Origin of the sequence: Streptomyces fructofermentans (genome assembly GCF_014651055.1) — a bacterium.
GTDB classification, from domain to species: domain Bacteria; phylum Actinomycetota; class Actinomycetes; order Streptomycetales; family Streptomycetaceae; genus Streptomyces; species Streptomyces fructofermentans.
On the sequence record NZ_BMWD01000011.1, the window covers coordinates 121,018 to 147,351 of the forward strand.

18 protein-coding genes and 2 pseudogenes are annotated in these 26,334 nt (G+C 72.4%); 8 read left to right on the forward strand and 12 right to left on the reverse strand.

Features of this window, described 5'->3' with window-relative positions; genetic code table 11:
* Window positions 1-135: 135 nt before the first annotated feature.
* From IE265_RS17520 to bldG, 3 genes are all read right to left on the reverse strand, one after another.
* On the reverse strand, window positions 136-2,541 hold the full coding sequence (locus IE265_RS17520) for a sodium-translocating pyrophosphatase (RefSeq protein ID WP_190036520.1): 2,406 nt from the start codon (window positions 2,539-2,541) through the stop codon (window positions 136-138).
* 846 nt (window positions 2,542-3,387) lie between these two features.
* Window positions 3,388-3,825 carry an ATP-binding protein gene (locus IE265_RS17525; RefSeq protein WP_190036521.1) on the reverse strand — a complete coding sequence of 146 codons (438 nt, stop codon included), beginning with the start codon at window positions 3,823-3,825 and terminating at the stop codon, window positions 3,388-3,390.
* A gap of 158 nt (window positions 3,826-3,983) precedes the next feature.
* Window positions 3,984-4,325: an anti-sigma factor antagonist BldG gene (gene bldG / locus IE265_RS17530; RefSeq protein WP_010986038.1), complete on the reverse strand. Its 342-nt coding sequence runs from the start codon at window positions 4,323-4,325 to the stop codon at window positions 3,984-3,986.
* 80 nt (window positions 4,326-4,405) lie between these two features.
* Here bldG and sftH point away from each other — a divergent pair, with 80 nt between their 5' ends.
* The gene (gene sftH, locus IE265_RS17535; protein ID WP_229916247.1) at window positions 4,406-7,108 is read left to right on the forward strand and encodes a DEAD/DEAH box helicase; all 2,703 of its coding nucleotides are present in this window, start codon (window positions 4,406-4,408) and stop codon (window positions 7,106-7,108) included.
* A gap of 237 nt (window positions 7,109-7,345) precedes the next feature.
* Here the strand turns inward: sftH and IE265_RS38390 are convergent.
* From IE265_RS38390 to ssd, 7 genes and pseudogenes are all read right to left on the reverse strand, one after another.
* Window positions 7,346-7,720: pseudogene (locus IE265_RS38390) on the reverse strand (Rv3654c family TadE-like protein); the annotation flags it as partial.
* 161 nt (window positions 7,721-7,881) lie between these two features.
* Entirely contained in the window at window positions 7,882-8,313 is a 432-nt protein-coding gene (locus tag IE265_RS17545) for a TadE family type IV pilus minor pilin (protein ID WP_373302971.1), read from the reverse strand.
* The gene (locus IE265_RS17550; RefSeq protein WP_190036523.1) at window positions 8,300-8,545 is read right to left on the reverse strand and encodes a DUF4244 domain-containing protein; all 246 of its coding nucleotides are present in this window, start codon (window positions 8,543-8,545) and stop codon (window positions 8,300-8,302) included. The genes IE265_RS17545 and IE265_RS17550 overlap by 14 nt, the downstream gene beginning before the upstream one ends.
* Before the next feature lie 156 nt (window positions 8,546-8,701).
* Entirely contained in the window at window positions 8,702-9,496 is a 795-nt protein-coding gene (locus tag IE265_RS17555) for a type II secretion system F family protein (protein ID WP_190036524.1), read from the reverse strand.
* On the reverse strand, window positions 9,493-10,476 hold the full coding sequence (locus IE265_RS17560; RefSeq protein ID WP_190036624.1) for a type II secretion system F family protein: 984 nt from the start codon (window positions 10,474-10,476) through the stop codon (window positions 9,493-9,495). Before IE265_RS17560 ends, IE265_RS17555 begins: the two co-directional genes overlap by 4 nt.
* 77 nt (window positions 10,477-10,553) lie before the next feature.
* A complete protein-coding gene (locus IE265_RS17565) occupies window positions 10,554-11,909 on the reverse strand; it encodes a TadA family conjugal transfer-associated ATPase (RefSeq protein ID WP_229916248.1) in 1,356 nt (451 codons plus the stop codon).
* Window positions 11,906-13,006 (reverse strand): septum site-determining protein Ssd, encoded by a 1,101-nt coding sequence (gene ssd / locus IE265_RS17570; RefSeq protein ID WP_190036525.1) that lies wholly within the window; start codon window positions 13,004-13,006, stop codon window positions 11,906-11,908. The genes IE265_RS17565 and ssd overlap by 4 nt, the downstream gene beginning before the upstream one ends.
* Before the next feature lie 579 nt (window positions 13,007-13,585).
* On the opposite strand from ssd, the gene IE265_RS17575 reads away from it, so the two are divergent.
* A complete protein-coding gene (locus IE265_RS17575) occupies window positions 13,586-14,422 on the forward strand; it encodes an HAD family hydrolase (protein WP_190036526.1) in 837 nt (278 codons plus the stop codon).
* Window positions 14,423-14,779: 357 nt separating this feature from the next.
* Here IE265_RS17575 and IE265_RS17580 read toward each other — a convergent pair whose 3' ends face one another.
* Window positions 14,780-15,628 carry a Fic family protein gene (locus IE265_RS17580; protein ID WP_190036527.1) on the reverse strand — a complete coding sequence of 283 codons (849 nt, stop codon included), beginning with the start codon at window positions 15,626-15,628 and terminating at the stop codon, window positions 14,780-14,782.
* Between the two features lie 101 nt (window positions 15,629-15,729).
* Here IE265_RS17580 and IE265_RS17585 point away from each other — a divergent pair, with 101 nt between their 5' ends.
* Entirely contained in the window at window positions 15,730-16,710 is a 981-nt protein-coding gene (locus tag IE265_RS17585; protein ID WP_190036528.1) for an ATP-binding protein, read from the forward strand.
* Window positions 16,711-16,741: 31 nt separating this feature from the next.
* Here the strand turns inward: IE265_RS17585 and IE265_RS17590 are convergent, their stop codons facing one another.
* Window positions 16,742-18,040 carry a polysaccharide deacetylase family protein gene (locus IE265_RS17590; protein WP_190036529.1) on the reverse strand — a complete coding sequence of 433 codons (1,299 nt, stop codon included), beginning with the start codon at window positions 18,038-18,040 and terminating at the stop codon, window positions 16,742-16,744.
* 395 nt (window positions 18,041-18,435) lie between these two features.
* Between IE265_RS17590 and IE265_RS17595 the strand changes: the two genes are divergently transcribed.
* From IE265_RS17595 to IE265_RS17615, 5 genes and pseudogenes are all read left to right on the forward strand, one after another.
* A complete protein-coding gene (locus tag IE265_RS17595; protein WP_190036530.1) occupies window positions 18,436-20,805 on the forward strand; it encodes a bifunctional SulP family inorganic anion transporter/carbonic anhydrase in 2,370 nt (789 codons plus the stop codon).
* A 219-nt stretch (window positions 20,806-21,024) separates the two neighbouring features.
* Window positions 21,025-23,081, forward strand: a pseudogene (gene acs, locus IE265_RS17600) (acetate--CoA ligase).
* A 226-nt stretch (window positions 23,082-23,307) separates the two neighbouring features.
* Window positions 23,308-24,711 carry a Na+/H+ antiporter NhaA gene (nhaA, locus tag IE265_RS17605; RefSeq protein WP_190036532.1) on the forward strand — a complete coding sequence of 468 codons (1,404 nt, stop codon included), beginning with the start codon at window positions 23,308-23,310 and terminating at the stop codon, window positions 24,709-24,711.
* Between the two features lie 64 nt (window positions 24,712-24,775).
* Window positions 24,776-25,264 carry a phage holin family protein gene (locus IE265_RS17610; RefSeq protein ID WP_190036533.1) on the forward strand — a complete coding sequence of 163 codons (489 nt, stop codon included), beginning with the start codon at window positions 24,776-24,778 and terminating at the stop codon, window positions 25,262-25,264.
* Entirely contained in the window at window positions 25,261-26,211 is a 951-nt protein-coding gene (locus IE265_RS17615) for an alpha/beta fold hydrolase (RefSeq protein WP_190036534.1), read from the forward strand. The genes IE265_RS17610 and IE265_RS17615 overlap by 4 nt, the downstream gene beginning before the upstream one ends.
* The last annotated feature ends 123 nt before the right edge of the window (window positions 26,212-26,334 follow it).

Below are 26,334 nucleotides of genomic sequence, written 5' to 3' on the forward strand. Positions count from 1 at the left end.
ATTGAAGCCATTTGCACCAAGCGAGAGAAGGCTCACGAACAGGGGTGCGCGGACGCGGGCGGGCGGACGGCACGCGCCAATGCGCGCCGTCCGCCCGCCCGTTGACCGGAGGCCTTCCGAGGGCCGGCCTCCGGGCTACGAAACCACCGCCGGATCCGACGACTTGGCCGTCGGTTCGGGATCGTCCTCGTCCCCCACGACGATGCCTCGCCGCTTGGACACGTACACCGCGCCGATGATGACGGCGAACGACAGCACCGCGATGAGGACCCGTACGCCGACGCTCTCGTCCTCTCCGTAGCTGAATTTGACGACCGCGGGCGCGATGAGCAGCGCGACCAGGTTCATCACCTTCAGCAGAGGGTTGATCGCGGGGCCCGCGGTGTCCTTGAAGGGGTCGCCGATCGTGTCGCCGATCACCGTCGCGGCGTGGGCCTCGCTGCCCTTGCCGCCGTGGTGGCCGTCCTCGACGAGCTTCTTCGCGTTGTCCCACGCGCCACCGGAGTTGGCGAGGAAGACGGCCATCAGCGTGCCCGTGCCGATGGCCCCCGCGAGGAAGGCGCCGAGCGCCCCGACCCCGAGGGTGAAGCCGATCGCGATCGGCGTCAGGACCGCGATCAGACCGGGTGTGGCCAGCTCGCGCAGCGCGTCCTTGGTGCAGATGTCGACGACCCGCCCGTACTCCGGCTTCTCGGTGTAGTCCATGATCCCGGGATGCTCGCGGAACTGCCGCCGCACCTCGTAGACCACCGATCCGGCGGACCGCGAGACCGCGTTGATCGCGAGCCCCGAGAAGAGGAAGACGACCGCGGCGCCCGCGATGAGTCCGACCAGGTTGTTGGGCTGGGAGATGTCCATCATCAGGTTCAGCGGCGCACCGGCGCCCGAGACCTTCTCCCCCACGTCCGTCGCGGCGGTGAAGATCGCGTCCCGGTACGAGCCGAAGAGCGCCGACGCCGCCAGTACGGCGGTCGCGATGGCGATGCCCTTGGTGATGGCCTTGGTCGTGTTGCCGACGGCGTCCAGGTCGGTGAGCACCTGCGCGCCCGCGCCCTCGACGTCACCGGACATCTCGGCGATGCCCTGCGCGTTGTCGGAGACCGGCCCGAAGGTGTCCATGGCGACGATCACGCCGACCGTGGTGAGCAGTCCGGTGCCGGCCAGGGCCACCGCGAAGAGCGCCAGCATTATCGACGTACCGCCGAGCAGGAAGGCCCCGTACACGCCGAGGCCGATCAACAGGGCGGTGTAGACGGCCGATTCGAGCCCGATGGCGATTCCGGCGAGGACGACGGTGGCCGGACCGGTCAGCGAGGTCTTGCCGATGTCCCGCACGGGACGGCGGGTGGTCTCGGTGAAATAGCCGGTCAGTTGCTGGATCAGCGCGGCCAGCACGATGCCGATGGCCACGGCGACGAGCGCGAGGACCCGCGGATCGCCGGAGTCGCCCAGCACGGCCGGGTCGGTGACACCGTCCAAGTCGGCGTACGAGGACGGCAGATAGGCGAACACGGCCACGGCCACCAGGGCCAGCGAGATCACCGCGGAGATGAAGAAGCCCCGGTTGATGGCGCTCATCCCGCTGCGGTCCGTGCGGCGGGGGGCGACCGCGAAGATGCCGATCATCGCGGTGAGCACGCCGATCGCCGGCACGATCAGCGGGAAGGCGAGCCCGGCGTCCCCGAAGGCGGCCTTGCCGAGGATCAGCGCGGCCACGAGCGTCACGGCGTACGACTCGAAGAGGTCGGCGGCCATTCCCGCACAGTCTCCGACGTTGTCGCCCACGTTGTCGGCGATGGTCGCGGCATTGCGCGGATCGTCCTCCGGAATGCCCTGCTCGACCTTGCCGACCAGGTCGGCGCCGACGTCGGCGGCCTTGGTGAAGATGCCGCCCCCGACACGCATGAACATCGCGATCAGCGCGGCGCCGAGACCGAAACCCTCCAGGACCTTCGGCGCGTCGGCCGCGTACACCAGCACCACGCAGGAGGCGCCCAGCAGACCGAGCCCCACCGTGAACATGCCGACGACGCCACCGGTACGGAAAGCGATCTTCATGGCTTTGTGCGAGACGGCGGTGAGATCCTTTTCGGGCTCGCCCTCCGCCGGAGTCGCTTCCCGGGCCGCGGCGGCCACGCGGACATTGCTGCGTACAGCGAGCCACATGCCGACATAGCCGGTGGTCGCCGAGAACGCCGCGCCGATCAAGAAGAAGACCGATCGTCCGGCGCGCTGATTCCAGTCGTCCGCGGGCAGCAGCATGAGCAGGAAGAACACCGCCGCGGCGAAAACCGCGAGGGTGCGCAACTGCCGTCCCAGATAGGCGTTGGCGCCCTCCTGGATCGCCGCCGCGATCTCCTTCATGCTCTCGGTTCCCTCGCCGGCGGCGAGCACCTGGCGCACCAGGACGCCCGCGACGGCAAGCGCCGCAAGGGCCACGACCGCGATGACCATCACGATGAGGCGGTTGTCGTCGGTCAGTACTGCGGCTGCGAAGGTTGTGGGCTGATCGAACTGATGAGGGGTAGAAAGCCCCGCCATTCGTCCTCCTTGACGCTTGGACCGAGCTCAAGATGTGGACGGATTGTAGGTACCGGAACCTGATCAAAACAGTGTGCGGTAAGCGGAATTAGCCTTCACCTCCTCAACAGCAAATGATCCACTGAGCGCCGCGGGACCCGAAAGCAGTAATGCCCCGGAACCATTGACGCTCGCCCCTTCGCCTCACACCCTGCGTAAAGCCGATCTTATTGTTGATCGTAATCCCGATCGTGAATTGGTTCACGACTCCGCGGGGCGCGTTCCCCGACTGACCGGAACATGTGTCGACCGGAGTGGAAAAGAGGCCGCCGGGGAGCGGGAACACGCCGCCGGGAGGCGGCACGGCCGAACGGACTGGCCACGTGTCGGCCGGGACGGGGCGCCCAGGGGCCGGGGCCGCGCTGGGCGGGTCGGGTCGGGTCGGGTCGGGTCGGGTCGCGGACGGCCGGGGCGGGGATGCGGGTTGCCGGAGTGAGTGCGCACGGCTGAGGTGGCCGGGCTGCCGGGGGATTGCGCGGCTGCCGGGACGGCCGCGTTCGGCTGGATGGCGGGCGCGGCGCGGGCGGCCTGCCGGGGCAGGAGGCAGCGGCTGTCGCCGGGGCGAGCGGCCGGAGCGGGGGCGAGCGGCCCGAGCGGGGGAGGCCCGAGCCGGCCGGGCGAGGTCGGGCGGGGCAGCCGGAGCCGGGCGACCGGAGTGGACAGCCGGAGTCAGGCGACCGGAGTGGCGCGGCCAGCGTCGGCGCCCAGAGCCGGCGGCCGGAACATGCGAAAGGGTCCCGCAGCGCGGGACCCTTTCGCACATCATCGTGCGGGTTCGTACAGGTTGGAGCAGTACCAGGGGGCGGATCAGGGAACGAGCACGGCCGGCGGCGTGGTGGGCCAGCTCATCCTGATCAGGCCGCCGTGCTCTCCGGCGGTCACTTCCACGTCGTCGACGAGGCCGCTGATGACCGCGAGGCCCATCTCGTCCTCCTCGACATCGCTGTCGTCGGCTCCACCGCGGGCACCCGACGACTTGCCGCCGGGAACCGCGTGCGGCGCGTCGTCGCCGACCTCGATGGAGAACTGCTTCTCCTCCTCGATCAGCGACACCCGCACAGGCTCCGTGATTCCGGCGCTCTGATGCAGGCCGACGGCCCGGGTGCAGGCCTCGCCCACGGCGAGCCTGACCTCGTCGAGGACGGCCTCGTCCACTCCGGCCCTGCGCGCCACCGCTGCCGCCACCAGTCGGGCGGTCCTGACGTGCTCGGGCAGCGCGCTGAAGCGGAGCTCAACGGTGGCCATGCATCCCCCTCGGGACTACGCGCGTGCGGTCGGGGGCCCGGGTAGCCGAGACCCGAACCCCCCTCCATTGACTTCTGCCTCCCGGGCACCGCCCGGGATCCGGGTGTCGGCCGCCGACCGGCCTGTCGGGGACGGGCCGGCCACCGGGCGGCACCCGGTCAGTCGGTGGCCGCCACCGCTTCCTCGACCGAGGTGTGGATCGGGAACACCTTGGTGAGACCGGTGATGCGGAAGATCTTCAGAATGCGCTCCTGGTTGCAGACGAGACGGAGCGAGCCCTCATGGGCACGCACCCGCTTGAGGCCGCCCACCAGAACGCCGAGACCGGTGGAGTCGAGGAAATCCACGCCCTCCATGTCGACGACAAGGTGGAAATTGCCGTCGTTCACCAGCTCGACCAGCTGCTCACGCAGCTTGGGCGCGGTATATACATCGATTTCGCCACCGACCTCGACGACCGTACGATCGCCGACGGTACGGGTCGACAGGGACAGGTCCACGGATCCTCCAGCACCTTGCTATCGAGCGGTCATCCCAAGGGACACCTCGGCAGAGCCCCCGGGACGGTTCGCCAGCCGCGATGGCATTCAATCACTTACCGGCAGGCGTGCACGACGCCTTGGGTCCATTGTCCGTCACGCCAGTGACACACTCGATGCCGATGGCCAAGAATCACCGATCCGATCGAACCTCGACGGACACTGCTTCCCGCCCTTCGCCGGGCGAGATCCTGGACCGGCTCGCCTCGGGGCCGAGCCGGTCTTCGCGCATCACTCATACGGAGCACTTGCCCCCGCGTGCGGGTCGCCATGCCGTGTGGCCCGACCGGATCCGTTCCGAGGTCATCTCCGCCATCCAGTCCGCGGGCATCGAACATCCCTGGACCCACCAGGCACTGGCCGCCGAGCACGCCCTGGACGGCGAGTCGGTGATCGTGTCCACCGGCACCGCCTCCGGAAAGTCGCTCGCCTATCTCGCGCCCGTCCTGTCGACCCTCCTGGACGGCTCGGAGGCGCCGAACGGCCGCGGCGCCACCGCGCTGTACCTCGCGCCCACGAAAGCCCTGGCAGCGGACCAGCGGCGATCCGTGAAGGAACTTTCACAACCGCTGGGCAATGCCGTGCGCGCCGCGGTCTACGACGGGGACACGCCGGTCGAGGAACGCGAGTGGGTGCGCCAGTACGCCAACTACGTCCTCACCAACCCCGACATGCTGCACCGCGGGATACTCCCCTCGCACGCCCGGTGGTCCTCCTTCCTGCGCGCTCTGCGCTATGTCGTCATCGACGAGTGCCACACCTACCGGGGCGTCTTCGGCTCCCATGTCGCCCAGGTGCTCCGCAGACTGCGCCGGCTGTGCGCCCGCTACGGCTCCTCGCCCGTCTTCCTGATGGCCTCGGCCACGGCGGCCCAGCCCTCGGTCGCCGCCTCCCGCCTCACCGGTCTGCCCGTCGTGGAGGTCGCGGACGACGCCTCCCCGCGCGGGGAGATGGTGTTCGCCCTCTGGGAGCCGCCGCTGACCGAACTCCACGGCGAGAAGGGAGCCCCCGTCCGACGCACCGCCACCGCCGAGACCGCCGACCTCCTCACCGACCTCACCGTCCAGGGCGTCCGCTCGGTCGCGTTCGTACGGTCCCGCCGGGGAGCCGAGCTGATCGCGGTGATCGCACAGGAACGCCTCGCCGAGATCGACCGCTCCCTCGCCCGCCGCGTGGCCGCCTACCGCGGCGGCTACCTCCCCGAGGAACGCCGGGCCCTCGAACGCGCCCTCCACTCCGGCGAACTCCTCGGCCTCGCCGCCACCACCGCCCTCGAACTCGGCATCGACGTATCGGGACTGGACGCCGTCGTGATCGCCGGCTATCCCGGCACCCGGGCCTCCCTGTGGCAGCAGGCCGGCCGTGCCGGACGCTCCGGCCAGGGCGCCCTGGCGGTCCTGGTGGCCCGGGACGACCCGCTTGACACGTTCCTTGTCCACCATCCCGAGGCACTGTTCGACCAGCCGGTGGAGTCCACGGTCCTCGACCCGGACAATCCATACGTCCTGGCACCCCACTTGTGCGCCGCCGCCTCGGAACTCCCGCTGACCGAAGAGGACTTCGCCCTCTTCGGTCCCGCCTGTGCCGACCTGCTCCCGCAGTTGGAGGCGGCCAAGCTGCTGCGCCGACGCACCGCGGCCTGGCACTGGACGCGCCGCGAGCGGGCCGCCGACCTGGCCGACATCCGCGGCGGGGGCGGGAATCCGGTGCAGATCGTGGAGTCCGGCTCGGGACGGCTCCTCGGCACGGTCGACGCCGCGTCCTCGCACACCACCGTCCACGAGGGCGCGGTCCACCTCCACCAGGGCCGCACCTATCTCGTGAAGGCGCTCCACCTGGAGGACTCGGTCGCCCTGGTCGAGGAGGCCAACCCGTCGTACTCGACGGTCGCCCGCGACACCACGGCCATCTCGGTCCTGGAGACGGACGTCGAAGTCCCCTGGGGGGACGGGCGGTTGTGCTACGGATCGGTCGAGGTCACCAACCAGGTGGTCTCCTTCCTGCGTCGCAGGGTCATCACCGGCGAGGTGCTCGGCGAGACGAAGCTCGACCTCCCTCCCCGTACGCTCCGCACGCGTGCCGTCTGGTGGACGGTCACCGAGGACCAGCTCGACGCGGCCCGGATCAACCCGGAGATCCTGGGCGGCGCCCTGCACGCCGCGGAGCACGCCTCGATCGGCATGCTGCCGCTGTTCGCCACGTGCGACCGCTGGGACATCGGCGGGGTGTCCGTCCCGCTCCACCCGGACACCCTGCTGCCCACCGTCTTCGTGTACGACGGACACCCTGGCGGCGCGGGCTTCGCGGAACGCGCCTTCCATACGGCCCGCGAGTGGCTCACCGCGACCCGCGAGGCCATCGCCTCCTGCGAGTGCGAGGCCGGCTGCCCGTCGTGCATCCAGTCCCCCAAGTGCGGCAACGGCAACGAGCCGCTGCACAAGCGGGGTGCTGTGCGCCTGCTGACGGAACTGCTGCGAGGAGCACCGTCCGACCCGCCGGGTGAGCCCGCCCCGACCCGGCCGCCCGGACCCACCGAGCCCGACGGACCCGGTGGACCGGATGGGCCGGGTGCTCCGGGTGCTCCGGGTGCTCCGGGTGCTCCGGGTGCTCCGGCAGTGGAACCCACCGCGGTGCCGCCCGTGCCGCCCGTGCCGCGCGGCCCCGAGCCGGTGCCCCCGGTCGCCAAAGCCTCGGCGGAGGACCGGACCCCGAGCACGGAGGAATCACGGAGGAATGAGGACTGAGGGCCGGGGCCGGGAGCCGCACTGATCCCTCACCCGATCAACCCGGCTCGGCAACACCCCCGACTCGACCGACACCCGATCCGGCCCGACCGGTCTCGCAGTTCCCACGGGACCCGCAGGTGCCACGGGTGACGCAGGTGCCGCAGAACCCGTAGGTCCCGCAGGCGCCGAAGCTCCGCCCGTCCCGCCCGTCCCGCCCGGCGCGGAGGCCCCCGTTCCGGCGTGGCTGACTCCGCCCGGCGCACCCGGGACCGCCGGCCCGGGAGGTCCCGCCCTCGACCTCACCTTCGCCGTCAGCGGCCCCTTTCCCGCCGCGACCGTGACGTCCGAGATCTCGCCCCGTACCGCGCACCGCACGACCCGGGCGTCCTGGGCGCCCGCCACCCGCGCCGCCGAGGCACAGGCGGCCACGCTGCCGTCCGCCCAGTGATCGGCCGCCGCGAGCGCCGCCAGATCGGCCGCACCCCCGGCACGGTGACGGACCACCACCGCCTGACCCATCGCGAGAACGGCCCCGAACACGACGCACAGCACCGCGATCGCGCCCACCGCCCAGACGGTGGCCGACCCCCGGTCCGAGGCGAGGTCGGTCGAGCGGGCGCTGTGACGCATCCGCAACCGCACCCACAGCGCCACCCCCACCCGCACCCACCACGCGCCTCCGTCCCAAGGAACCCGTCGCGCCCGCCCCCGCCACCCCACCGGCACCGGCACCGGCACCGGCACCGGCACCGGCACCACAACCTCCGCTCCCAGGTGAACGCCTCCCCTCCTCATCCGCCGGCCCCCACGGTCTCCTCGGCAAGTGCCGTGGCCTCCTCCACCAGGTCCAGGGTCAGCGCGTCGGGCCCGGGCGTCCTCGCCTCGACCCGTACCCGTACCAGGTCTCCGTCGCGCCGGACGGTGATCCGAGCCCCGTCGGGCGCTGTCGCGCGAGCCGCCGCCGACACCACGGCGGGCGGGTCCTGCCGGGCCGCCGCGCGGGCTCCCGCCCTGGCCGCGTCCACGCACTGGATCAGTGCCGCCGCGGCCGTCAGCGCCCAGACCAGCACCATCGAGAAGGCGACCAGCACGGGCAGCGCCACAGCCGCCTCGGCCGTCACGAAGCCCCGGTCACCGGCGGGCGGAGGGCCGTGGCCCCCGCCCCGCGGCGGTTCGGGTGCACGAACCCGCCGCGGGCCGGACCCCGTCTCAGAACTGCCCACCGAGTGCCTTCCCCACCATGTCCTGCAGGGCGCCCCGCACCTGTGCGCTGGTCAGCACCTCGTAGAGCAGCGCGGCGAACCCCACCGCCGCGATCAGCCCCATGGCGTACTCGGAGGTGACCATCCCCGCGTCCCGCCGCGCCGGCCCGCCCCTGCCCACCAGACTCCGGACACCGGTCCGTACCCACACCCGCGTCCAGGTCCGTGCCCTCGTCCACACCGACTTGCTCATTCCGACCCCGTACCTTCCTGTTGTCTCGACATCGATCACTCGTCACCCACGCCCCCCGGCGAACCCACGCGAACCCGCACCGGACCCGCGCCCGATCCGCACCGGCCCGGACCGGACCCGCACCGGGCCCACCTGCGAGCCGTCACCCGCCCGACGTCATCGACCGCCTCCTCCCAGGACCCCGTCCGCGAGCCCGATCACCACGGGCAGCACCCCGATGGCGATGAACGCAGGCAGGAAGCACAGCCCAACGGGCGCCGTGACCAGCACGCCCGCCCGGCGGGCCCGGACCGTGGCCAGGCGGCCCCACTCGGCGCGGGCTCCCGCGGCGAGGCGGGCCACGGGGACCGCCGCCGGGACACCCGACTCACCGGCCCGCTCCAGCAGCCGGGCCAGCTCCCCGGCACCCGGCAGGGACGCCAACCCGCTCCACGCCTCCGCCGGTTCACCCCCGAGCCGTACCTCGGCGGCGCCCCGGGCCAACCGCTGTCCCACAGGCCCCTCCAACGCCTCGCCCACGGCCCGGGCAGCCGCCACGGGACCGGCCCCTGCCGCGATGCAGGCCGCCAGCAGATCGGCGGCCAGCGGCAGTTGGCGCGCCGCGAGTTCCGTGTCGAACTCCGCCACCGGCGCCGGTCTGCTCCGCCACCTCCACATCCCGAACCCGGCCGCGAGCCCCAGCACGATCCCCGGCACCCCTCCGACGAACACCCAGCAGGCAGCCACCGCGCCGACGGCGGGCAGCCACGCCCCGATCCGAGCGCGGACCGTCGGGATCCGGCCGTCGGCGGCCGGCCCCACGACCGGCAAGGGCTCCACGGGCAGCACCACCGCCGAACGGCCACGCGCCCGCCGCTCGCGCCGCGCCGAACCGAGGGCCCGCGCCAGCGACCACACCGCCGCGACCGCGCACAGCGTCACCCCCAGCCTGTGGACAGCCTCCGCGCTCATCCCGCCTCCGCCCGCGTGACGATCCGCAGCGCCCACCAGAGCCCCGCGCACTCCAGCGCCCCTCCGACCAGCAGGCAGGCCAGGCCCGGACCGGTGTGCAGCACGACCCGCAACGGATCGGCGCCGAGCGCGGTGCCGAGCAGCAGCCCGAGCACCGGCAGCCCCGCCAGGAGCACCGCGGTCGATCCGGCCCCGGCCAACTGGGCCCGCAGATCGGCCCGCTGGTCCCGCTCCGCACGCAACGCCCCTTCCAGCCGGTCGAGTCCGGCGGCCAGCCCCGCTCCCCGGTCCACCGCGACCCGCCAGCACGCGGCGAGGCCCAGCAGTCCCTCGGCGCCCGGATGCCGAGCGGCCCCGATGAGCGCCGCGGGCACGTCCCCGCCGAACCGGGCCGCCGCCAGCACCACCGCCTGCGCGTCGCCGAGTCCTCCGGAGTCCCGGGCGGCACCCCGCAGCGCCTCACCCGGCTGCCTCCCGGCACGGACCTCGGCCGCGAGCGCCCCGCACAACGCGACCACCGCCCCGGCCCGCCGCTCCGCCGCCCGCCGCTCGGCCCCGGCCGACCGGGCCCGCCGTACCAGGGGAACGGCGAGCGCGCCCACGACCAGCGGCAGCACGGACTCCCCCAGCAGCCCGACCGCCAGGCCCGCGACCGGCGCCCACCACTCGCCCCGCGTCCGGTGCAGTCCCCGCAGCGACTCCCGGGCACCCACCACCCACGTGCACACGCCCGACCACGTCCACGACCGTGTCCATGACCAAGAGGGCGGCCCAACCCTCTTTGGCCCAACCCCCTTTGGCCCAAGGCCCGTCGACACGCCTCCGTCCCCGACACCACCCCCGGCAGCCGCCCCACCGGCGCAGACGAGCCTCGCCCGTCGCACCCCCGGGCCCCGCCCGCCCATGAGCCAGGCCGCCACCCCGGCGGCAGCCACCGCCACGCCCACGGACACCTCGCCGAATCCGGCCGTCCCCGCCATGCCCGCCACCTCTGCCACCCCCGTCGTGCCCGCGTCACCCGCCATCGCCATCGGCCCCGTCCTCCACATCGGCCCCGTCACGGCCCCTCACCGCCCCACCGCGCGCCCTGGACGGCTCCCGCGTCGCCCGGGCCGTCGACAACGTCCGGGCCGCCGACACCGCCGAGCAGTGCCCGCAGCCGCTCCCACCCCGGCCCGTGCGCGAAGGCCTCGGCACCCCAGCGCAACGCGGGAACCGTCACGACCAGGCCCGCCCTGTCCCGCTCCAGCACATGCACCTCGGCGACCCGGCGGCGTCCGGCCCGGTCCCGGGTCAGATGGATCACCACCGAAAGGGCGGCCGCCACCTGGCTGTGCAGCGCGGCCCGGTCGAGCCCCGCCGCCGTGCCGAGGGCCTCCAGCCGGGCCGGCACTCCGGAGGCCGCGTTGGCGTGGACGGTGCCGCAGCCGCCCTCGTGGCCCGTGTTCAACGCGGCCAGCAGGGCGACCACTTCGGGTCCGCGCACCTCGCCGACGACGAGCCGGTCGGGCCGCATCCGCAGCGCCTGGCGCACCAGGTCCTGGAGCGTGACGAGTCCGGCGCCCTCCTGGTTGGCGGGCCTGGACTCCAGCCGGACGACGTGCGGATGGTCGGGGCGCAGTTCCGCCGAGTCCTCGGCGAGCACGATCCGTTCGCCCGGTCCGACGAGACCGAGCAGAGCGCTGAGGAGCGTCGTCTTCCCGCTGCCCGTACCGCCGCTGATGAGGAACGACAGCCGTGCGTCGAGCAGCGCGCGCAGCAGCCGGTCGCCGCCCGGGGGCAGCGTGCCCGCCGCCACCAGTTCGCCGAGTGCGAACGCCCTCGGCCTGACGACCCGCAGGGAGAGGCAGGTGGAGCCGACCGCGACCGGGGGCAGCACCGCGTGCAGCCGGGTGCCGTCGGGCAACCGGGCGTCGACCCAGGGGTGCGCGTCGTCGAGCCGTCGTCCGGCCACGGCCGCGAGCCGCTGCGCGAGGCGTCGTACGGCCGCCGCGTCCGGGAAGGAGACCCCGGTCAGCTCCAGGCCGCCGCCGCGGTCCACCCACACCCGGTCGGGCGCCTGGACCAGCACGTCGGTCACCGAGGAGTCACCGAGCAGGGGCTCCAGGGGCCCGGTCCCGACCAGCTCGGACCTCAGCCTCTCCGCCGCGCCCAGTACCTCGGTGTCCCCGAGCACCCGACCCTGTTCCCGCAGGGCCTGCGCCACGCGTGCCGGGGTCGGTTCGGCGCCACTGGCGGCGAGCCACTGCCGGACCCCGTCCAGCAGCCCGGAGTCCGCCGACGCCCCGGCGCCCGCTCCCGCAGCTCCGGGCGCCCCGCCGGACGGCACGGCGGCCACAGGAGGCGCAGGAGGCGCTGAGGGCGGGTAGAACACCCTGGCCGCCGGGCCGCGCGCACGCGTGCCGCCGCTCATACGCCCCCTCCGGCGAGCGCGGCCCGCTGCCAGAAGGCCGAGCAGAAGCGCGCGAGCGGTCCGCGTCCGTCCCCGCCCGGCGGGTCCCCCCGCTCCTGGGTCGCCGGCAGCCCCGCCTCCACCGGCACCTCGCCCGCAAGGGGCAGCCCCAGCAGCCGGGCGACCTCCCTGTCGTCCAGGCCGGGCGCGTACGGTCCGCGCACCGCGACCCTGAGGTCCCGCAGGACCATGCCGACCGCCGAGGCCACCCGCCGGGCGGCGGCGACGGCCCGCAGTTCGGCGGGGACCACGAGCAGGCCCAGGTCGATCTGGGCGAGGGCCTCCGCGACGCCCTCGTCGACGCGGCGCGGCAGATCCACGACCACCGCTCCGCCGCGGCGGCGCGCCGCCGCCAGTACGGCGCGCACAGCCTCCGGCGGGACGGTCACGCAGTCGCCGCGGTCCCAGCTGAGGACCCGCAGGGCGTGCAGCTCGGGCAGCGACTCCTCCAGCGCCCCGCCTCCGACGCGTCCCCTGGAGCCGGCGAAGTCCGGCCACCGCAGGCCTTCGGCGCCCTCGCCCCCGAGGAGTACGTCGAGTCCGCCGCCCAGCGGATCCGCGTCGACGAGGAGGGTGCGCCGTCCCTGGCGCGCCGACGTGACGGCCAGGGCGCAGGCGAGCGTGGACGATCCGGCGCCCCCTCGGCCTCCGATCACACCCACGGTGAGGGCGGGCGGGCCGACCCCCTCCGCCACGTCGGCGATCCGGTCGACCAGCCACTGCTCGCCGTCGGGCAGCAGCAGGACGTGGTCGGCGCCGATCTCGACGGCCCGCCGCCAGACACCGGAGTCGTCCTGGTCCCGGCCCACCAGCACCACTCCGCGTCTGCGCGCGGCCCCCCTCACCCGTGGTGCGGCGTCGTCCCCGACGAGCACCAGGGGTGCCGTCTCCCAGCCGCCGCGCTCCGGCACCCCGTGGTGGACCTCGGGGCGGGCGCCCGCGGCGGCGCACAGCCGCAGCAGGTCGTCCAGCAGGTCCGCGTCCTCGGTGACGATCAGCGGTCCGCCCCGCCGCCCCTCGGCGGCCGACGCCCGGTCGTGCGTGATGGCTCCTGCCACGATCCCCAGCCCCTTCGCTGCTTGCCCGCGAGGCCCCTCGGCCCCGCGATTCCCGTGCGCGGGAAGAACCGGCAACCGGCCCTCCATATGAACCGCCGATACGGACCGTCCATGGCCGCCGGACAAACGGAACCGGCCATGAACTTCCGCGAGCGGTGCGCGCCGGAATCACGGTGCAGCGATCCGGGAAATCGTGTGGATCTTGGTCGATAACTGTGGACAACTCAACGGTTGTGAATATCGCCGGTACCCAAACTGATGAGCGTTGTACGAGTTCCACCAGGGGGCGTTGGGCGACTTCCTTAGCACATCCCCACGACTACCCACGGTGACGAATCCTGTGGTGGGCATGAAGAAATCCGGAGCCCGTACGACGGGTCCGGCGATCGGTGGAACGAGGGAGAAAACCCACCCGGACATGCGACGACCCCCGCCGGGGGGGAGAGCGGGGGTCGTCCCCACGGCCGACTCGGGGGGGGAGGAGTCGGACCGGGTTAGCACGGTCGCGAACGATCCGTGACTTCCATGGTGTACCCGAGAGCCTTCTCAGGCAAACCCACGCGCCCCACACTAGCCCGAATGGCGGGCGCATATGCTCAGGCCGTGGAAAACCACTCCTTGCCTCGCACAGCAGCCTTCTTTGACCTGGACAAGACGGTCATTGCGAAGTCGAGCACGCTCACGTTCAGCAAGTCGTTCTACCAAGGCGGCCTGATCAACCGCCGGGCGGCCCTGCGCACCGCGTACACCCAGTTCGTGTTCCTCGCGGGCGGCGCGGACCACGACCAGATGGAACGGATGCGCAAGTACCTGTCCGCGATGTGCCGCGGCTGGAACGTCCAGCAGGTGAAGGAGATCGTCGCCGAGACCCTTCACGACCTGATCGACCCGATCATCTACGACGAGGCCGCGTCCCTCATCGAGGAGCACCATGTCGCGGGGCGCGACGTGGTGATCGTGTCCACGTCCGGGGCGGAGGTCGTCGAGCCGATCGGCGAGCTGCTGGGCGCGGACCGGGTGGTGGCCACCCGCATGGTGGTCGGCGACGACGGCTGCTTCACCGGCGAGGTGGAGTACTACGCGTACGGCCCGACGAAGGCCGAGGCCGTCAAGGAGCTGGCCGTGTCCGAGGGCTACGACCTCGAACGCTGCTACGCCTACAGCGACTCGGCGACCGACATCCCGATGCTGGAGGCGGTCGGCCGCCCGCACGCCGTGAACCCGGACCGCGCGCTGCGGCGCGAGGCCATCGCGCGCGGGTGGCCCGTTCTCGACTTCAACCACCCGGTCCGGCTCAAGCAGCGGCTGTCCGTACCTCCGAGGCCGGCCCTCGTGGCGGCCGCCGCGATAGGAGCGGCCGCGGCCACGGCCGGCCTGGTCTGGTACGCGAGCCGGCGCCGCTCGGCGGCGAGCTGAGCCATCGGGCGCCCCTCACGTGCGACGGGCGCCCGAATCACTCCCCTTTGAACCCAAAAGTAAAGAACTACGGCCAGGGGTTCCGCTTCCTCGGGACCAGGAGTACAAAGGTTTTAACGGCCCGCGAGACCAAGGACATCCGAGAGGATCACCTTAAGAACGCAACCGAGGCCCCACGGACCGAGCATGGACACCAGGCACCCACGCGACGTCGACCCGTCGATTACGGGCCAGCCGCACCAGGTGACGGGCTGCAGTTCCCGACCTGATGGGCAATATTCCGAGGACGCTTGGTAACCAGGTGAACATGCCAGCGGCGGTACGAGTCCTCGTACCGCCGCAACCCTGTCCGGGGACCTACGCGGCGCCGCGCTGGAGCGCCTCGCACACCGCCGTCGACTCCCGGGCGCCGAGTTCGACCGCCCTGCCGCAGTGCGTGATCCAGGCGGCCATGCCCTCCGGGGTACCCGACACATAGCCTTCGAGGGCCGCCGCGTAGGCGGCCCGTCCCAGTTCCGCGTGGCCGACCTCGGCCGGGCAGACCGACTTGGGGTCGAGTCCGCTGCCGATCAGGACGATGCGTTCGGCGGTGCGGGCGACCAGGCCGTTGTGGGAGCCGAACGGCCGCAGCGCGAGCAGTTCGCCGTGCACGACGGCGGCCGTGACCAGGGCGGGCGCGGAACTTCCCGCGATGACCAGGCGCGCGAGTCCGTCGAGGCGCCCCTCGACCTCGGCAGCGTCCGGCAGCGGCAGTTCGACCAGCGGTCCCGCGGCGCCGGCCGCGGAGGTCTCCGTGACGCCCTCGCCCGCCCGCCGCGGCCGGCCGACCGACTCGCCCTTGTCCGCGGCGGCCACCAGGTGCAGCCGCGCGAGGACCCGCAACGGCGACTGGCGCCAGATGGAGAGGAGTTGGCCGGCCTCGGCGGTCAGCCTGAGTGCCGCGCCGACCACACGGGCCTCGTCGTCGCCGCTGAAGTCGGTCCGCCTGCGCACCTCTTCGAGCGCCCAGTCGGCACCGGACAGCGCCGCGGAGCCGCGGGCCCCGCGCAGGGCCGCCTCTCCGGTGATCGCGTTGCTGCGGCGCCGCATGACGCGGTGTCCGTAGACCCTGTCCACGGCCTTGCGGACGGATTCCACGGACTCGGCCACACCGGGCAGCGAGCCCAGCGCCACGAGCGGGTCGGCGTGCGCACCTGTCGTACTCATGAGTACGACCCTACGCACACCCGGACCGCACCCCACGTTGGAGTGGTCTTCTTCACGTCCGGTCGCCCTTCGGCCCCGTACCGCGACTACGCTTACTGAACATGAAAATTGCTTTCGTTGGGAAGGGCGGCAGCGGCAAGACCACCTTGTCCTCGCTCTTCGTCCGCCACCTCGCGACCACCGGGGCGCCCGTCGTCGCGGTGGACGCCGACATCAACCAGCACCTCGGGCCCGCGCTCGGCCTCGACGACGCGGAGGCCGGGCGGCTGCCCGGCATGGGCGACCGGCTGGGACTGATCAAGGACTACCTGCGCGGCTCCAACCCCCGCATCACGTCCGCCGCCGCGATGATCAAGACGACCCCGCCCGGCGAAGGGTCCCGGCTGCTGCGGGTGTGCGAGGACAACCCCGTGTACGAGGCCTGCGCGCGGCCCGTGGAGCTGGAGGGCGGCAGCATCCGGCTGATGGCCACCGGACCGTTCACCGACGCCGACCTCGGGGTGGCCTGCTACCACTCCAAGACCGGCGCGGTCGAACTCTGCCTGAACCACCTCGTGGACGGCCCCGGCGAGTACGTCGTCGTCGACATGACCGCGGGTTCGGACTCCTTCGCGTCCGGCATGTTCACCCGCTTCGACATGACGTTCCTGGTCGCCGAACCGACCAGGAAGGGCGTCTCCGTCTACCGCCAGTACAAGGAGTACGCGCGCGACTTCGGCGTCACCCTGAAGGTCGTCGGCAACAAGGTGCAGGGACAGGACGACGTCGACTTCCTGAGGAGCGAGGTCGGCGACGACCTGCTGCTGACGGTCGGGCACTCGGACTGGGTACGCGCCATGGAGAAGGGCAGGCCGCCCCGGTTCGCCGACCTGGAGGACCACAACCGCCGCGCCCTCCAGGACCTGCTGGCCGCCGCCGACGCCACGTACGGGCTGCGCGACTGGGAGCGCTACACGCGCCAGATGGTGCACTTCCACCTGAAGAACGCCCAGTCGTGGGGGAACGAGCGGACGGGCGTCGACCTGGCTGCCCAGGTCGACCCCGCGTTCGTCCTGCGCGAGGCCGCGGCCGCCACGGCCTGACCGGCCGCGGCTCCCCGCCCCGCGCCCGCCGCTACGGCTGCGCCGCCGGAGCGCCCGGGACACCCTTCGGGGCCGGGGCGGGGGAGCCGGACAGGAACGGCGCCCAGCCCTTGGCCGGCGCCTCGCCCACGCCGAGGCTGCGGAGCTTGTCCAGGGTCTCCGGGTCCTGCGCGTCGAGCCAGTCGGCGAGCTGCCGGAAGGAGACGCAGCGGACCTCGCTGCGGGTGCAGACGCGTTCGACGGTCTCCTGGACCGCCCGCATGTACGTGCCGCCGTTCCAGGACTCGAAGTGGTTGCCGATGATCAGGGGCGCGCGGTTGCCCTCGTAGGCGCGTTCGAAGCCCTTGAGCAGGCCGTCACGCATCTGGTCGCCCCAGTACTGGTGCTTGGCGGGGTCGCCCTTGGACGTGGTGCCGGACTGGTTGACCATGAAGTTGTAGTCCATGGTCAGCGTCTCGAACTTGCGGCCCGGCACCGGGACGAGTTGGAGCGAGAGGTCCCACAGCCCCTGCTTCTTCCTGGGCCACACCTGGTTGTTGACGCCGCTGGTGTCGTACCGGAAGCCGAGTTCGCGGCCGGCCTGCATGAAGTTCTGCTGCCCCTCCAGGCAGGGCGTGCGGGCGCCGACCAGTTCCTTGTCGTAGTCGAAGGGCAGCGGGGAGGCGTCCTTCGTGCCCGTGTTGGTCTTCCACGACTTCACGAAGGACTTGGCCTGGGCGATCTCGTCCTTCCACTCCTCGACGGACCACTCGCCCACACCGCCCCCGGCACCGCAGAAGTGGCCGTTGAAGTGGGTGCCGATCTCGTTGCCCTCGAGCCAGGCCCCGCGCAGCTGCCGCACGGTGTCCTTGATGCCCTGCTCGTCGTTGAAGCCGATGTCGGACCGGCCCGGGGAGTGCTGCGGCGGCCGGTACAGGTCCCGCTTCTCCTCCGGCAGCATGTACACGCCGCTCAGGAAGTACGTCATCTTCGCGTTGTTGGCCTTGGCCACCTTGCGGAAGTGCGAGAACAGCCGCTGCCCGTCCTCGCCCGCCCCGTCCCAGGAGAAGACCACGAACTGGGGCGGCTTCTGACCGGGCTTCAGCCGCTCGGCCCGGGGCATGTGGGGCTGCGCGCCGGTGAAGGCGGTGGAGCCGTCGCCGATCAGCCGGACCGGGCTCTTGGGGGCCGGAGCGCCCGGGGGCTTCTTCGCACCCTGTGCCCCTTCCTCGCGCGCGCCCTGCCCGGTCGCCCGGTCGGCGCCGGAGCCGCCGGTCGAGCAGCCGGCGAGCGCGGCGGCACAGGCCGCGACGGCGGTGACGCCCGCGGCGATCCTCTGAATGGCGGCCATGTTCCGCCCACCTACTTCCTTCAGTCAGGCCAACGCGGAGGGGACTGCCGCGCGGGAGAAGCCCCGAGAACCAACAGAACCGATGAGGTCGCCAAAGCCGGCAAAGCCGAGACAGCCGATAGAGCCGAGACAGCCGGGAAAACCAACAAAGCCGACAAAGGCGACAGCCCCATCAAGGTCGCAGGGGTTCGGGAGGAAGTAAGTACGACAAGCCGATCGAAATGCTTAATCACTCTCCGGCATGAAGACTTGACCCATTTGCGCTACTTTTTCACCTATCCCCTTTACTCTCCATTACGATTCATTTACCGAGCGTTGATAATCCCGCCGCTGTACGCCCGTGACCCACGGCCGCGCCCCCAAGCGACCGCGTAGCCCCGGAGGAGACGGGAACCATGCCTGCCTGCGTCCCCACCCGCACCGACGACTCATCGCACGCCCCCGACGAGGGGCGACCCCACAGCCCGCCGCCGCCCGGGCGGTCACCCCGGATCCGCTCGATCCAGGGCGCCGACCTGTCGGCCTCCATCGCCGTGTTCCTGATCGCCCTGCCCCTGTCCCTGGGCATCGCGCTCGCCACCGGCGCCCCGCTCCAGGCGGGGCTCGTCGCCGCCGCCGTCGGCGGACTCGTCGTCGGCCGGCTGGGCGGCGCCCCGCTCCAGGTGAGCGGGCCCGCCGCGGGGCTGACGGTGGTCACCGCCGACCTGATCCAGACCTACGGATGGCGTACGACGTGCGCCATCACCGTGCTCGCCGGCCTCGCCCAGCTCGGCCTCGGCCTCCTGCGCGTGGCCCGGTCCGCCCTGGCCGTCAGCCCCGCGATCGTGCACGGCATGCTGGCGGGCATCGGCCTCACCATCGCCGTCGCCCAACTGCACATCGTGCTGGGCGGTTCACCGCGCAGCTCGGTCGTCGCCAATGTGCGGGAACTGCCCGCCCAGTTGGCCCACCCGCAGATCGCGGCCCTGTCCATGAGCGCCCTGACCCTGGTCCTCCTGCTGGCCTGGCCCCGGATCCGCGGACGCGCCGGGCGTGTCCTGCGCACCGCGCCCGCCCCGCTCGTGGCCGTGGCTGTGGCCACCGCCACCGCCTCGCTGGCCGGGCTCAGCCTGCCCAAGGTCGACCTGCCGTCCTGGCGCAGCCACGCGCTGGCGGGGCTGCCCGAGGGTCCGGTCCTCGGTCTCGTCGCCGCCGTGCTCACCGTGACGCTGGTGTGCAGCGTCCAGTCCCTGCTCGGCGCCGTCGCCGTGGACAAGGTCACGGCCAGGCGGCCCACTCCGCCGCCGCGCTCCGACCTCGACCGCGAGCTGCTCGGGCAGGGCGCCGCCAACATCGTCTCCGGGACGCTCGGCGGACTGCCGGTCGCGGGCGTCGCCGTGCGCAGCTCGGCGAACCTGCAGGCGGGCGCCCGCACCCGGAACTCCACGATGCTGCACGGAGCCTGGGTCGTGGTGGCCGCGCTGCTGATGGTCCCCGTCCTGGAGCTCATCCCGCTCGCGGCCCTCGCCGCCCTGGTGATGGCGGTCGGCATCCAGATGGTGTCCCTGCACCACATCCGCACGGTCACGCGCCACCGGGAGGTCCTGGTGTACGCCGTCACCACCCTCGGCGTGGTCCTCCTCGGCGTCCTGGAGGGCGTCGCCCTGGGTGTCGCCGTCGCGGTCGGGGTGGCCCTGCACCGCCTGGCCCACACCCGCATCACGCACGAGGAGGCCGAGGGCGTCCACCACGTCCGCGTGCGCGGGCAGTTGACGTTCCTGGCCGTTCCGCGGCTCAGCCGTGCGCTGCACCTGGTGCCCGCCGGGTCCGACGTGGTGGTCGAGCTGGACGGCTCCTTCATGGACCACGCGGCGTACGAGTCGCTGCACGACTGGGAGAGCGCCCACACCGCGCGGGGCGGCTCCGTGGAGCTCACCGGGCGCACCGGCGGCCGGCTCGCCGAACCGCACGCCGACGACGGCCTCAAGCAGGGCGCGCACTGCCACTGCCGGCCGTGGACGCCGTGGCGCAACCACCACTGCGAGCGTCCGGAGTCCGAGCCGTCCGGCCCGCGTCCCAGCGGGCACCGGCTGGCCAGCGGGATCAGCTCCTTCCAGCGCAACACCGCCCCGCTGGTGCGCGGTGAGCTGGCCCGGCTCGCCCGGGAGGGGCAGCGGCCCTCCCAGCTCTTCCTCACCTGCGCCGACTCCCGTCTGGTCACCTCGATGATCACCTCCAGCGGTCCGGGCGACCTGTTCGTCGTACGGAACGTCGGCAATCTCGTACCGCCCCCCGGCGAGGAGAGCGGCGACGACTCGGTGGCCGCGGCGATCGAGTACGCGGTCGAGGTACTGGGCGTGCGGTCCATCACCGTCTGCGGGCACTCCGGATGCGGGGCGATGCAGGCGCTGCTGAACAGCGAACCGGGCGGCGCGCGGACTCCGCTGAAGCGCTGGCTGCGGCACGGGACGGCGAGCCTGGAGCGGATGGCAGCCAAGGAGCGGCCGTGGACGCGGATCGCCGGGCGGGCGCCCGCCGACGCCGTCGAGCAGCTCTGCCTGACCAACGTGGTGCAGCAGTTGGAGCATCTGCGGGCCCACGAGTGCGTGGCACGCGCGATGGAGGCGGGCGCGCTCGAACTCCAGGGAATGTACTTCCACGTGGGCGAGGCCCAGGCCTATCTGCTCACCGGGACCGCACCCCACGGCGACCCGGCCGGCGAGCTGTTCGACCGGGTCGCGGCGACGGCCGGGCACGGGACGAGTCCCGCGCCTTCCCTGCCCTGACCTCGTACGACACCCGCCCCGGACGCCCGGGGCGGGTGTCCGGCCCGCCCGCTCCCGCGTGCCCGCCCCGCCCGCGAGCCTGAACCGGCGCCCTCCCCGGTCCGTGAGAACGTGTGGCCCCCCTGCTCGGCCGGGGGCCGCACGCACACCCGTTCCACACACAGGTCTAAACCAATTGTCGGACGGCCCTTGTCACCAGGGGTCCCCGTCTGATGAGCTGTGGCCTGGGACACAACGGACACCCTGGGAAAGGGAGATGTCGTGAGCAACGAAAGCCTGGCCAACCTGCTGAGGGAGGAGAGGGGATAGTGAACGAGCCCAACGAGCGTTCCTCCCTCTCCAACCTGCTCAAGGAAGAGCGCAGGTTCGCGCCGCCCGCCGACCTGGCCGCGAACGCCAACGTCACCGCGGAGGCGTACGAACAGGCCAAGGCTGACAGGCTCGGCTTCTGGGCCGAGCAGGCCCGCCGGCTGACCTGGGCCACCGAGCCGACCGAGACACTGGACTGGTCCAACCCGCCGTTCGCGAAGTGGTTCGCCGACGGGAAGCTGAACGTCGCGTACAACTGCGTCGACCGGCACGTGGAGGCGGGGAACGGCGACCGCGTCGCCCTGCACTTCGAGGGCGAGCCCGGCGACAGCCGGACCATCACCTACGCCGAACTCAAGGACGAGGTGTCGCGGGCCGCGAACGCCCTCACCGAACTGGGCATCGGCAAGGGCGACCGCGTCGCCGTCTACCTGCCGATGATCCCCGAGGCCGTCGTCTCGATGCTGGCCTGCGCCCGCATCGGCGCCGCGCACTCCGTCGTCTTCGGCGGATTCTCGGCCGACGCCATCGCCACCCGCATCCAGGACGCCGACGCCAAACTGGTCATCACCTCGGACGGGGGCTACCGCCGCGGCAAGCCGTCCGCGCTCAAGCCGGCCGTCGACGAGGCGGTCTCCCGGGTGGACGGCGTCGACAAGGTGCTCGTCGTGCGCCGCACCGGCCAGGACGTCGCCTGGACCGAGGGCCGCGACGTGTGGTGGCACGAGATCACCGGCAAGCAGTCCGCCGAGCACACCCCCGAGGCGTTCGACGCCGAGCACCCGCTGTTCATCCTCTACACCTCGGGGACGACCGGGAAGCCGAAGGGCATCCTGCACACCTCCGGCGGCTACCTCACGCAGGCCGCGTACACCCACCACGCCGTCTTCGACCTCAAGCCGGAGACCGACGTCTACTGGTGCACGGCCGACATCGGCTGGGTCACCGGGCACTCGTACATCACGTACGGGCCGCTGGCGAACGGCGCGACGCAGGTGATGTACGAGGGCACGCCCGACACCCCGCACCAGGGGCGCTTCTGGGAGATCGTCCAGAAGTACGGCGTGACGATCCTCTACACCGCGCCGACGGCCATCCGGACGTTCATGAAGTGGGGCGACGACATCCCCGCGAAGTTCGACCTCGGCAGCCTGCGAGTGCTGGGCTCGGTCGGCGAACCGATCAACCCCGAGGCCTGGATCTGGTACCGCAAGCACATCGGCGGCGACCGCACCCCGATCGTGGACACCTGGTGGCAGACCGAGACCGGCGCGATGATGATCTCGCCGCTCCCGGGTGTCACCGAGACCAAGCCGGGATCGGCCCAGCGGGCGCTGCCGGGCATCTCGGCGACCGTCGTCGACGACGAGGCGCGCGAAGTGCCCGACGGCGGCGGCGGATACCTCGTCCTCACCGAGCCGTGGCCGTCGATGCTCCGCACCATCTGGGGCGACGACCAGCGGTTCCTCGACACGTACTGGTCGCGCTTCGAGGGCAAGTACTTCGCCGGCGACGGCGCCAAGAAGGACGACGACGGCGACATCTGGCTCCTCGGCCGCGTGGACGACGTGATGCTCGTGTCCGGGCACAACATCTCCACCACCGAGGTCGAGTCCGCGCTCGTCTCGCACCCGTCCGTCGCCGAGGCGGCCGTCGTGGGCGCGGCCGACGAGACCACCGGACAGGCCATCGTGGCCTTCGTGATCCTGCGCGGCACCGCGTCGGAGACCGACCAACTCGTGGGCGACCTGCGCAACCACGTCGGGACGACCCTCGGCCCGATCGCCAAGCCGAAGCGGATCCTGCCGGTGGCCGAGCTGCCCAAGACCCGCTCCGGCAAGATCATGCGCCGTCTGCTGCGCGACGTCGCGGAGAACCGCCAGCTCGGTGACGTCACCACGCTCACCGACTCCGCGGTCATGGACCTCATCCAGGAGAAGCTCCCGGCGGCGCCCAGCGAGGACTGACACACGGGCACAGAACCCGCGTACGGCACGAAGGGGCATCCGGCGGTGAACGCGCCGGATGCCCCTTCCGCGTCTACCGTGAAGATCACCGGACGGGTCCGTCCGCATCTTGGGTAGGGTGGAAAAAGGCGTCCACGACGCGACAAGTGAACTCCGAGATCTCAAGGTGCGCCGGGAAGTCTGGTCGGCATGTGCTGCGTCCTGCCCACCGACCGGAGGTCGTCCCGTGTCCGCCCCCACCCCCGCACCCCGCAAGGACCGCAAGGTCCTCGGACGGCTCTCGCTCCCCGAGCGGACCTTCGTCACGGACGCCCTGCGGGCCGAGACCGTCGGCGGAGTGCTCCTGCTCCTCGCCGCGATCGCCGCACTGATCTGGGCGAACGCCCTGCCGGGAAGTTACGACGCCGTCCGGGACCACCACATCGGACCCGCGGCCCTCGGCCTGGACCTCTCCGTCGAGCACTGGGCGGCCGACGGCCTGCTCGCCGTGTTCTTCTTCGTCGCCGGCATCGAACTCAAGCGTGAGCTGGTCGCCGGCGACCTCCGGGACCCCAGGGCGGCCGCGCTCCCGGTCGTCGCGGCACTCAGCGGCATGGTCGTGCCCGCGCTCGTGTACACGCTGGTCAACGTCGTCGGCGGCGGCGCCACCGACGGCTGGGCCGTACCGACGGCGACCGACATCGCGTTCGCCCTCGCCGTGCTCGCCGTCATCGGCACCTCTCTGCCGGGCGCCCTGCGCGCCTTCCTGCTCACCCTCGCCGTCGTCGACGACCTGTTCGCGATCCTCGTCATCGCGGTCTTCTTCACCGACGACCTGAACTTCGCCGCCCTCGGCGGCGCCGTCGCCGGACTCGTGCTCTTCTGGCTGCTGCTGAGGCGGGGCGTGCGCGGCTGGTACCTGTACGTGCCGCTCGCGCTCGCCATCTGGGCGCTGATGTACAACAGCGGCATCCACGCCACCATCGCCGGTGTCGCGATGGGGCTCATGCTGCGCTGCACCACCCGCACGGACGAGGAGCACTCGCCCGGCGAACGCATCGAGCACCTCGTGCGCCCCGTCTCGGCGGGCCTCGCCGTTCCGCTGTTCGCGCTGTTCAGCGCCGGGGTCGTGGTGTCGGGCGGAGCGCTCGGCGCGGTCTTCACCCAGCCGGAGACCCTCGGAGTCGTCCTCGGACTCGTCGTCGGCAAGGCGGTCGGCATCTTCGGCGGCACCTGGCTGGCGGCCCGCTTCACCAGGGCGTCGCTCTCCGACGACCTGGCCTGGCCCGACGTCTTCGCGGTGGCCACGCTGGCCGGTATCGGCTTCACCGTCTCGCTGCTCATCGGCGAACTCGCCTTCGACGGCGACCCCCGGCTCACCGACGAGGTGAAGGCCGCGGTCCTGACGGGCTCGCTGATCGCGGCCGTCCTGGCGACGGTCCTGCTGAAGGTGCGCAACGCCAAGTACCGCGCGCTCTGCGAGGACGAGGAGCGCGACGAGGACCTCGACGGCATCCCGGACATCTACGAGCAGGACAACCCGGCCTACCACCTGCGGATGGCCGAGATCTACGAACGCAGGGCCGCCGAGCACCGGAGGCTTGCCGAAGTGACGGGCGGGGCAGGCGAGGAGCACACCGGTCCGGCATGATCTGACACGTACGTCCGACACGACGCGAAACGCCCACGGCGACAAGACAACAGGGAGAAACGCGATGAGCGCACCCGACGGCAGCCCGGTCGGCGCCGAACGCAGCATCGGCCAGCTGTTCGCCTCGGCGACGACCGAGGTGTCCGCGCTGGTGCACGACGAGATCGCGCTGGCGAAGGCCCAGCTCAAGAGGGACGTCAAGCGCGGAGCGGTCGGCGGTGGTGCCTTCATCGCGGCCATCGGGGTACTGATCTTCTCCCTGCCGATGCTGAGCTTCGCCCTCGCCTACGGCATCCGCACCTGGAGCGACTGGAACCTGGCCGTCTGCTTCCTGCTGTCGTTCGCCGGGAACGTCCTGATCGCCGGGGTGCTCGCGCTGATCGGCGTGGTCTTCGCGAAGAAGGCGAAGCAGGGCCAGGGCCCGCAGAAGACGGCGGCCTCGGTCAAGGAATCGGCGTCCGTACTGCAGAACGTGAAGCCCCACCCCCGACAGGTGACCGCGGCCGACCGTGTCGGCGACGGCGTCGAGGCTGTGGCACGCTCGTCCTCATGACGGACCCCGCCACATCATCGGCGCAACCCACCTCGGTCGTACGACTCGACGTCCCCGGCGGGAAGGCAGTGACCCACCGGGACGTCGCCGCGAACGGCGCGCGCTTCCACATCGCCGAGATGGGCGACGGCCCGCTGGTCCTGCTCCTGCACGGCTTCCCGCAGTTCTGGTGGACGTGGCGGCACCAGCTCGTGGCGCTCTCCGACGCGGGCTTCCGCGCCGTCGCGATGGACCTGCGGGGCATCGGCGGCAGCGACCGCACCCCGCGCGGCTACGACCCGGCCAACCTCGCGCTGGACATCACCGGGGTCGTACGGTCCCTCGGCGAGCCCGACGCCGCGCTGGTCGGTCACGACCTCGGCGGCTACCTGGCGTGGACGGCCGCGGTGATGCGCCCCAAGCTGGTCCGCCGGCTCGTGGTCGCCTCCATGCCCCACCCCCGGCGCTGGCGCTCGGCGATGCTCTCGGACATGCGCCAGACCGCCGCCGGCTCGTACGTCTGGGGCTTCCAGCGGCCGTGGCTCCCGGAGCGGCAACTGGTCGCCGACGAGGGCGCCCTGGTCGGCCGGCTCATCCGGGACTGGTCCGGGCCCCGGCTGCCCGAGGACGAGGCCGTGGAGACCTACCGGCGCGCGATGCTGATCCCGTCGACGGCCCACTGCTCCGTCGAGCCGTACCGCTGGATGGTGCGCTCGATGGCCCGCCCCGACGGCATCCAGTTCAACCGGCGCATGAAGCGGCCGGTGCGGGTGCCGACACTGCACCTGCACGGTTCGCTCGACCCGGTGATGCGCACCCGCAGCGCCGCGGGCTCCGGGGAGTACGTCGAAGCCCCGTACCGCTGGCGGCTGTTCGACGGGCTCGGCCACTTCCCCCACGAGGAGGACCCGGTGGCGTTCTCCTCGGAACTGGTCAACTGGCTGAAGGACCCCGAGCCCGACCGCTGAACCCGGGACCGGCCCCTCGCGCCTCACCGGACGGCCGAACCCGTCGCGGCTCCCCGCGACCGCCGTCCGGGCCGCCGCCCCGGGCCGCCGGGGCGGGGCCTGGGGGCGCCCGCGGACCACCCT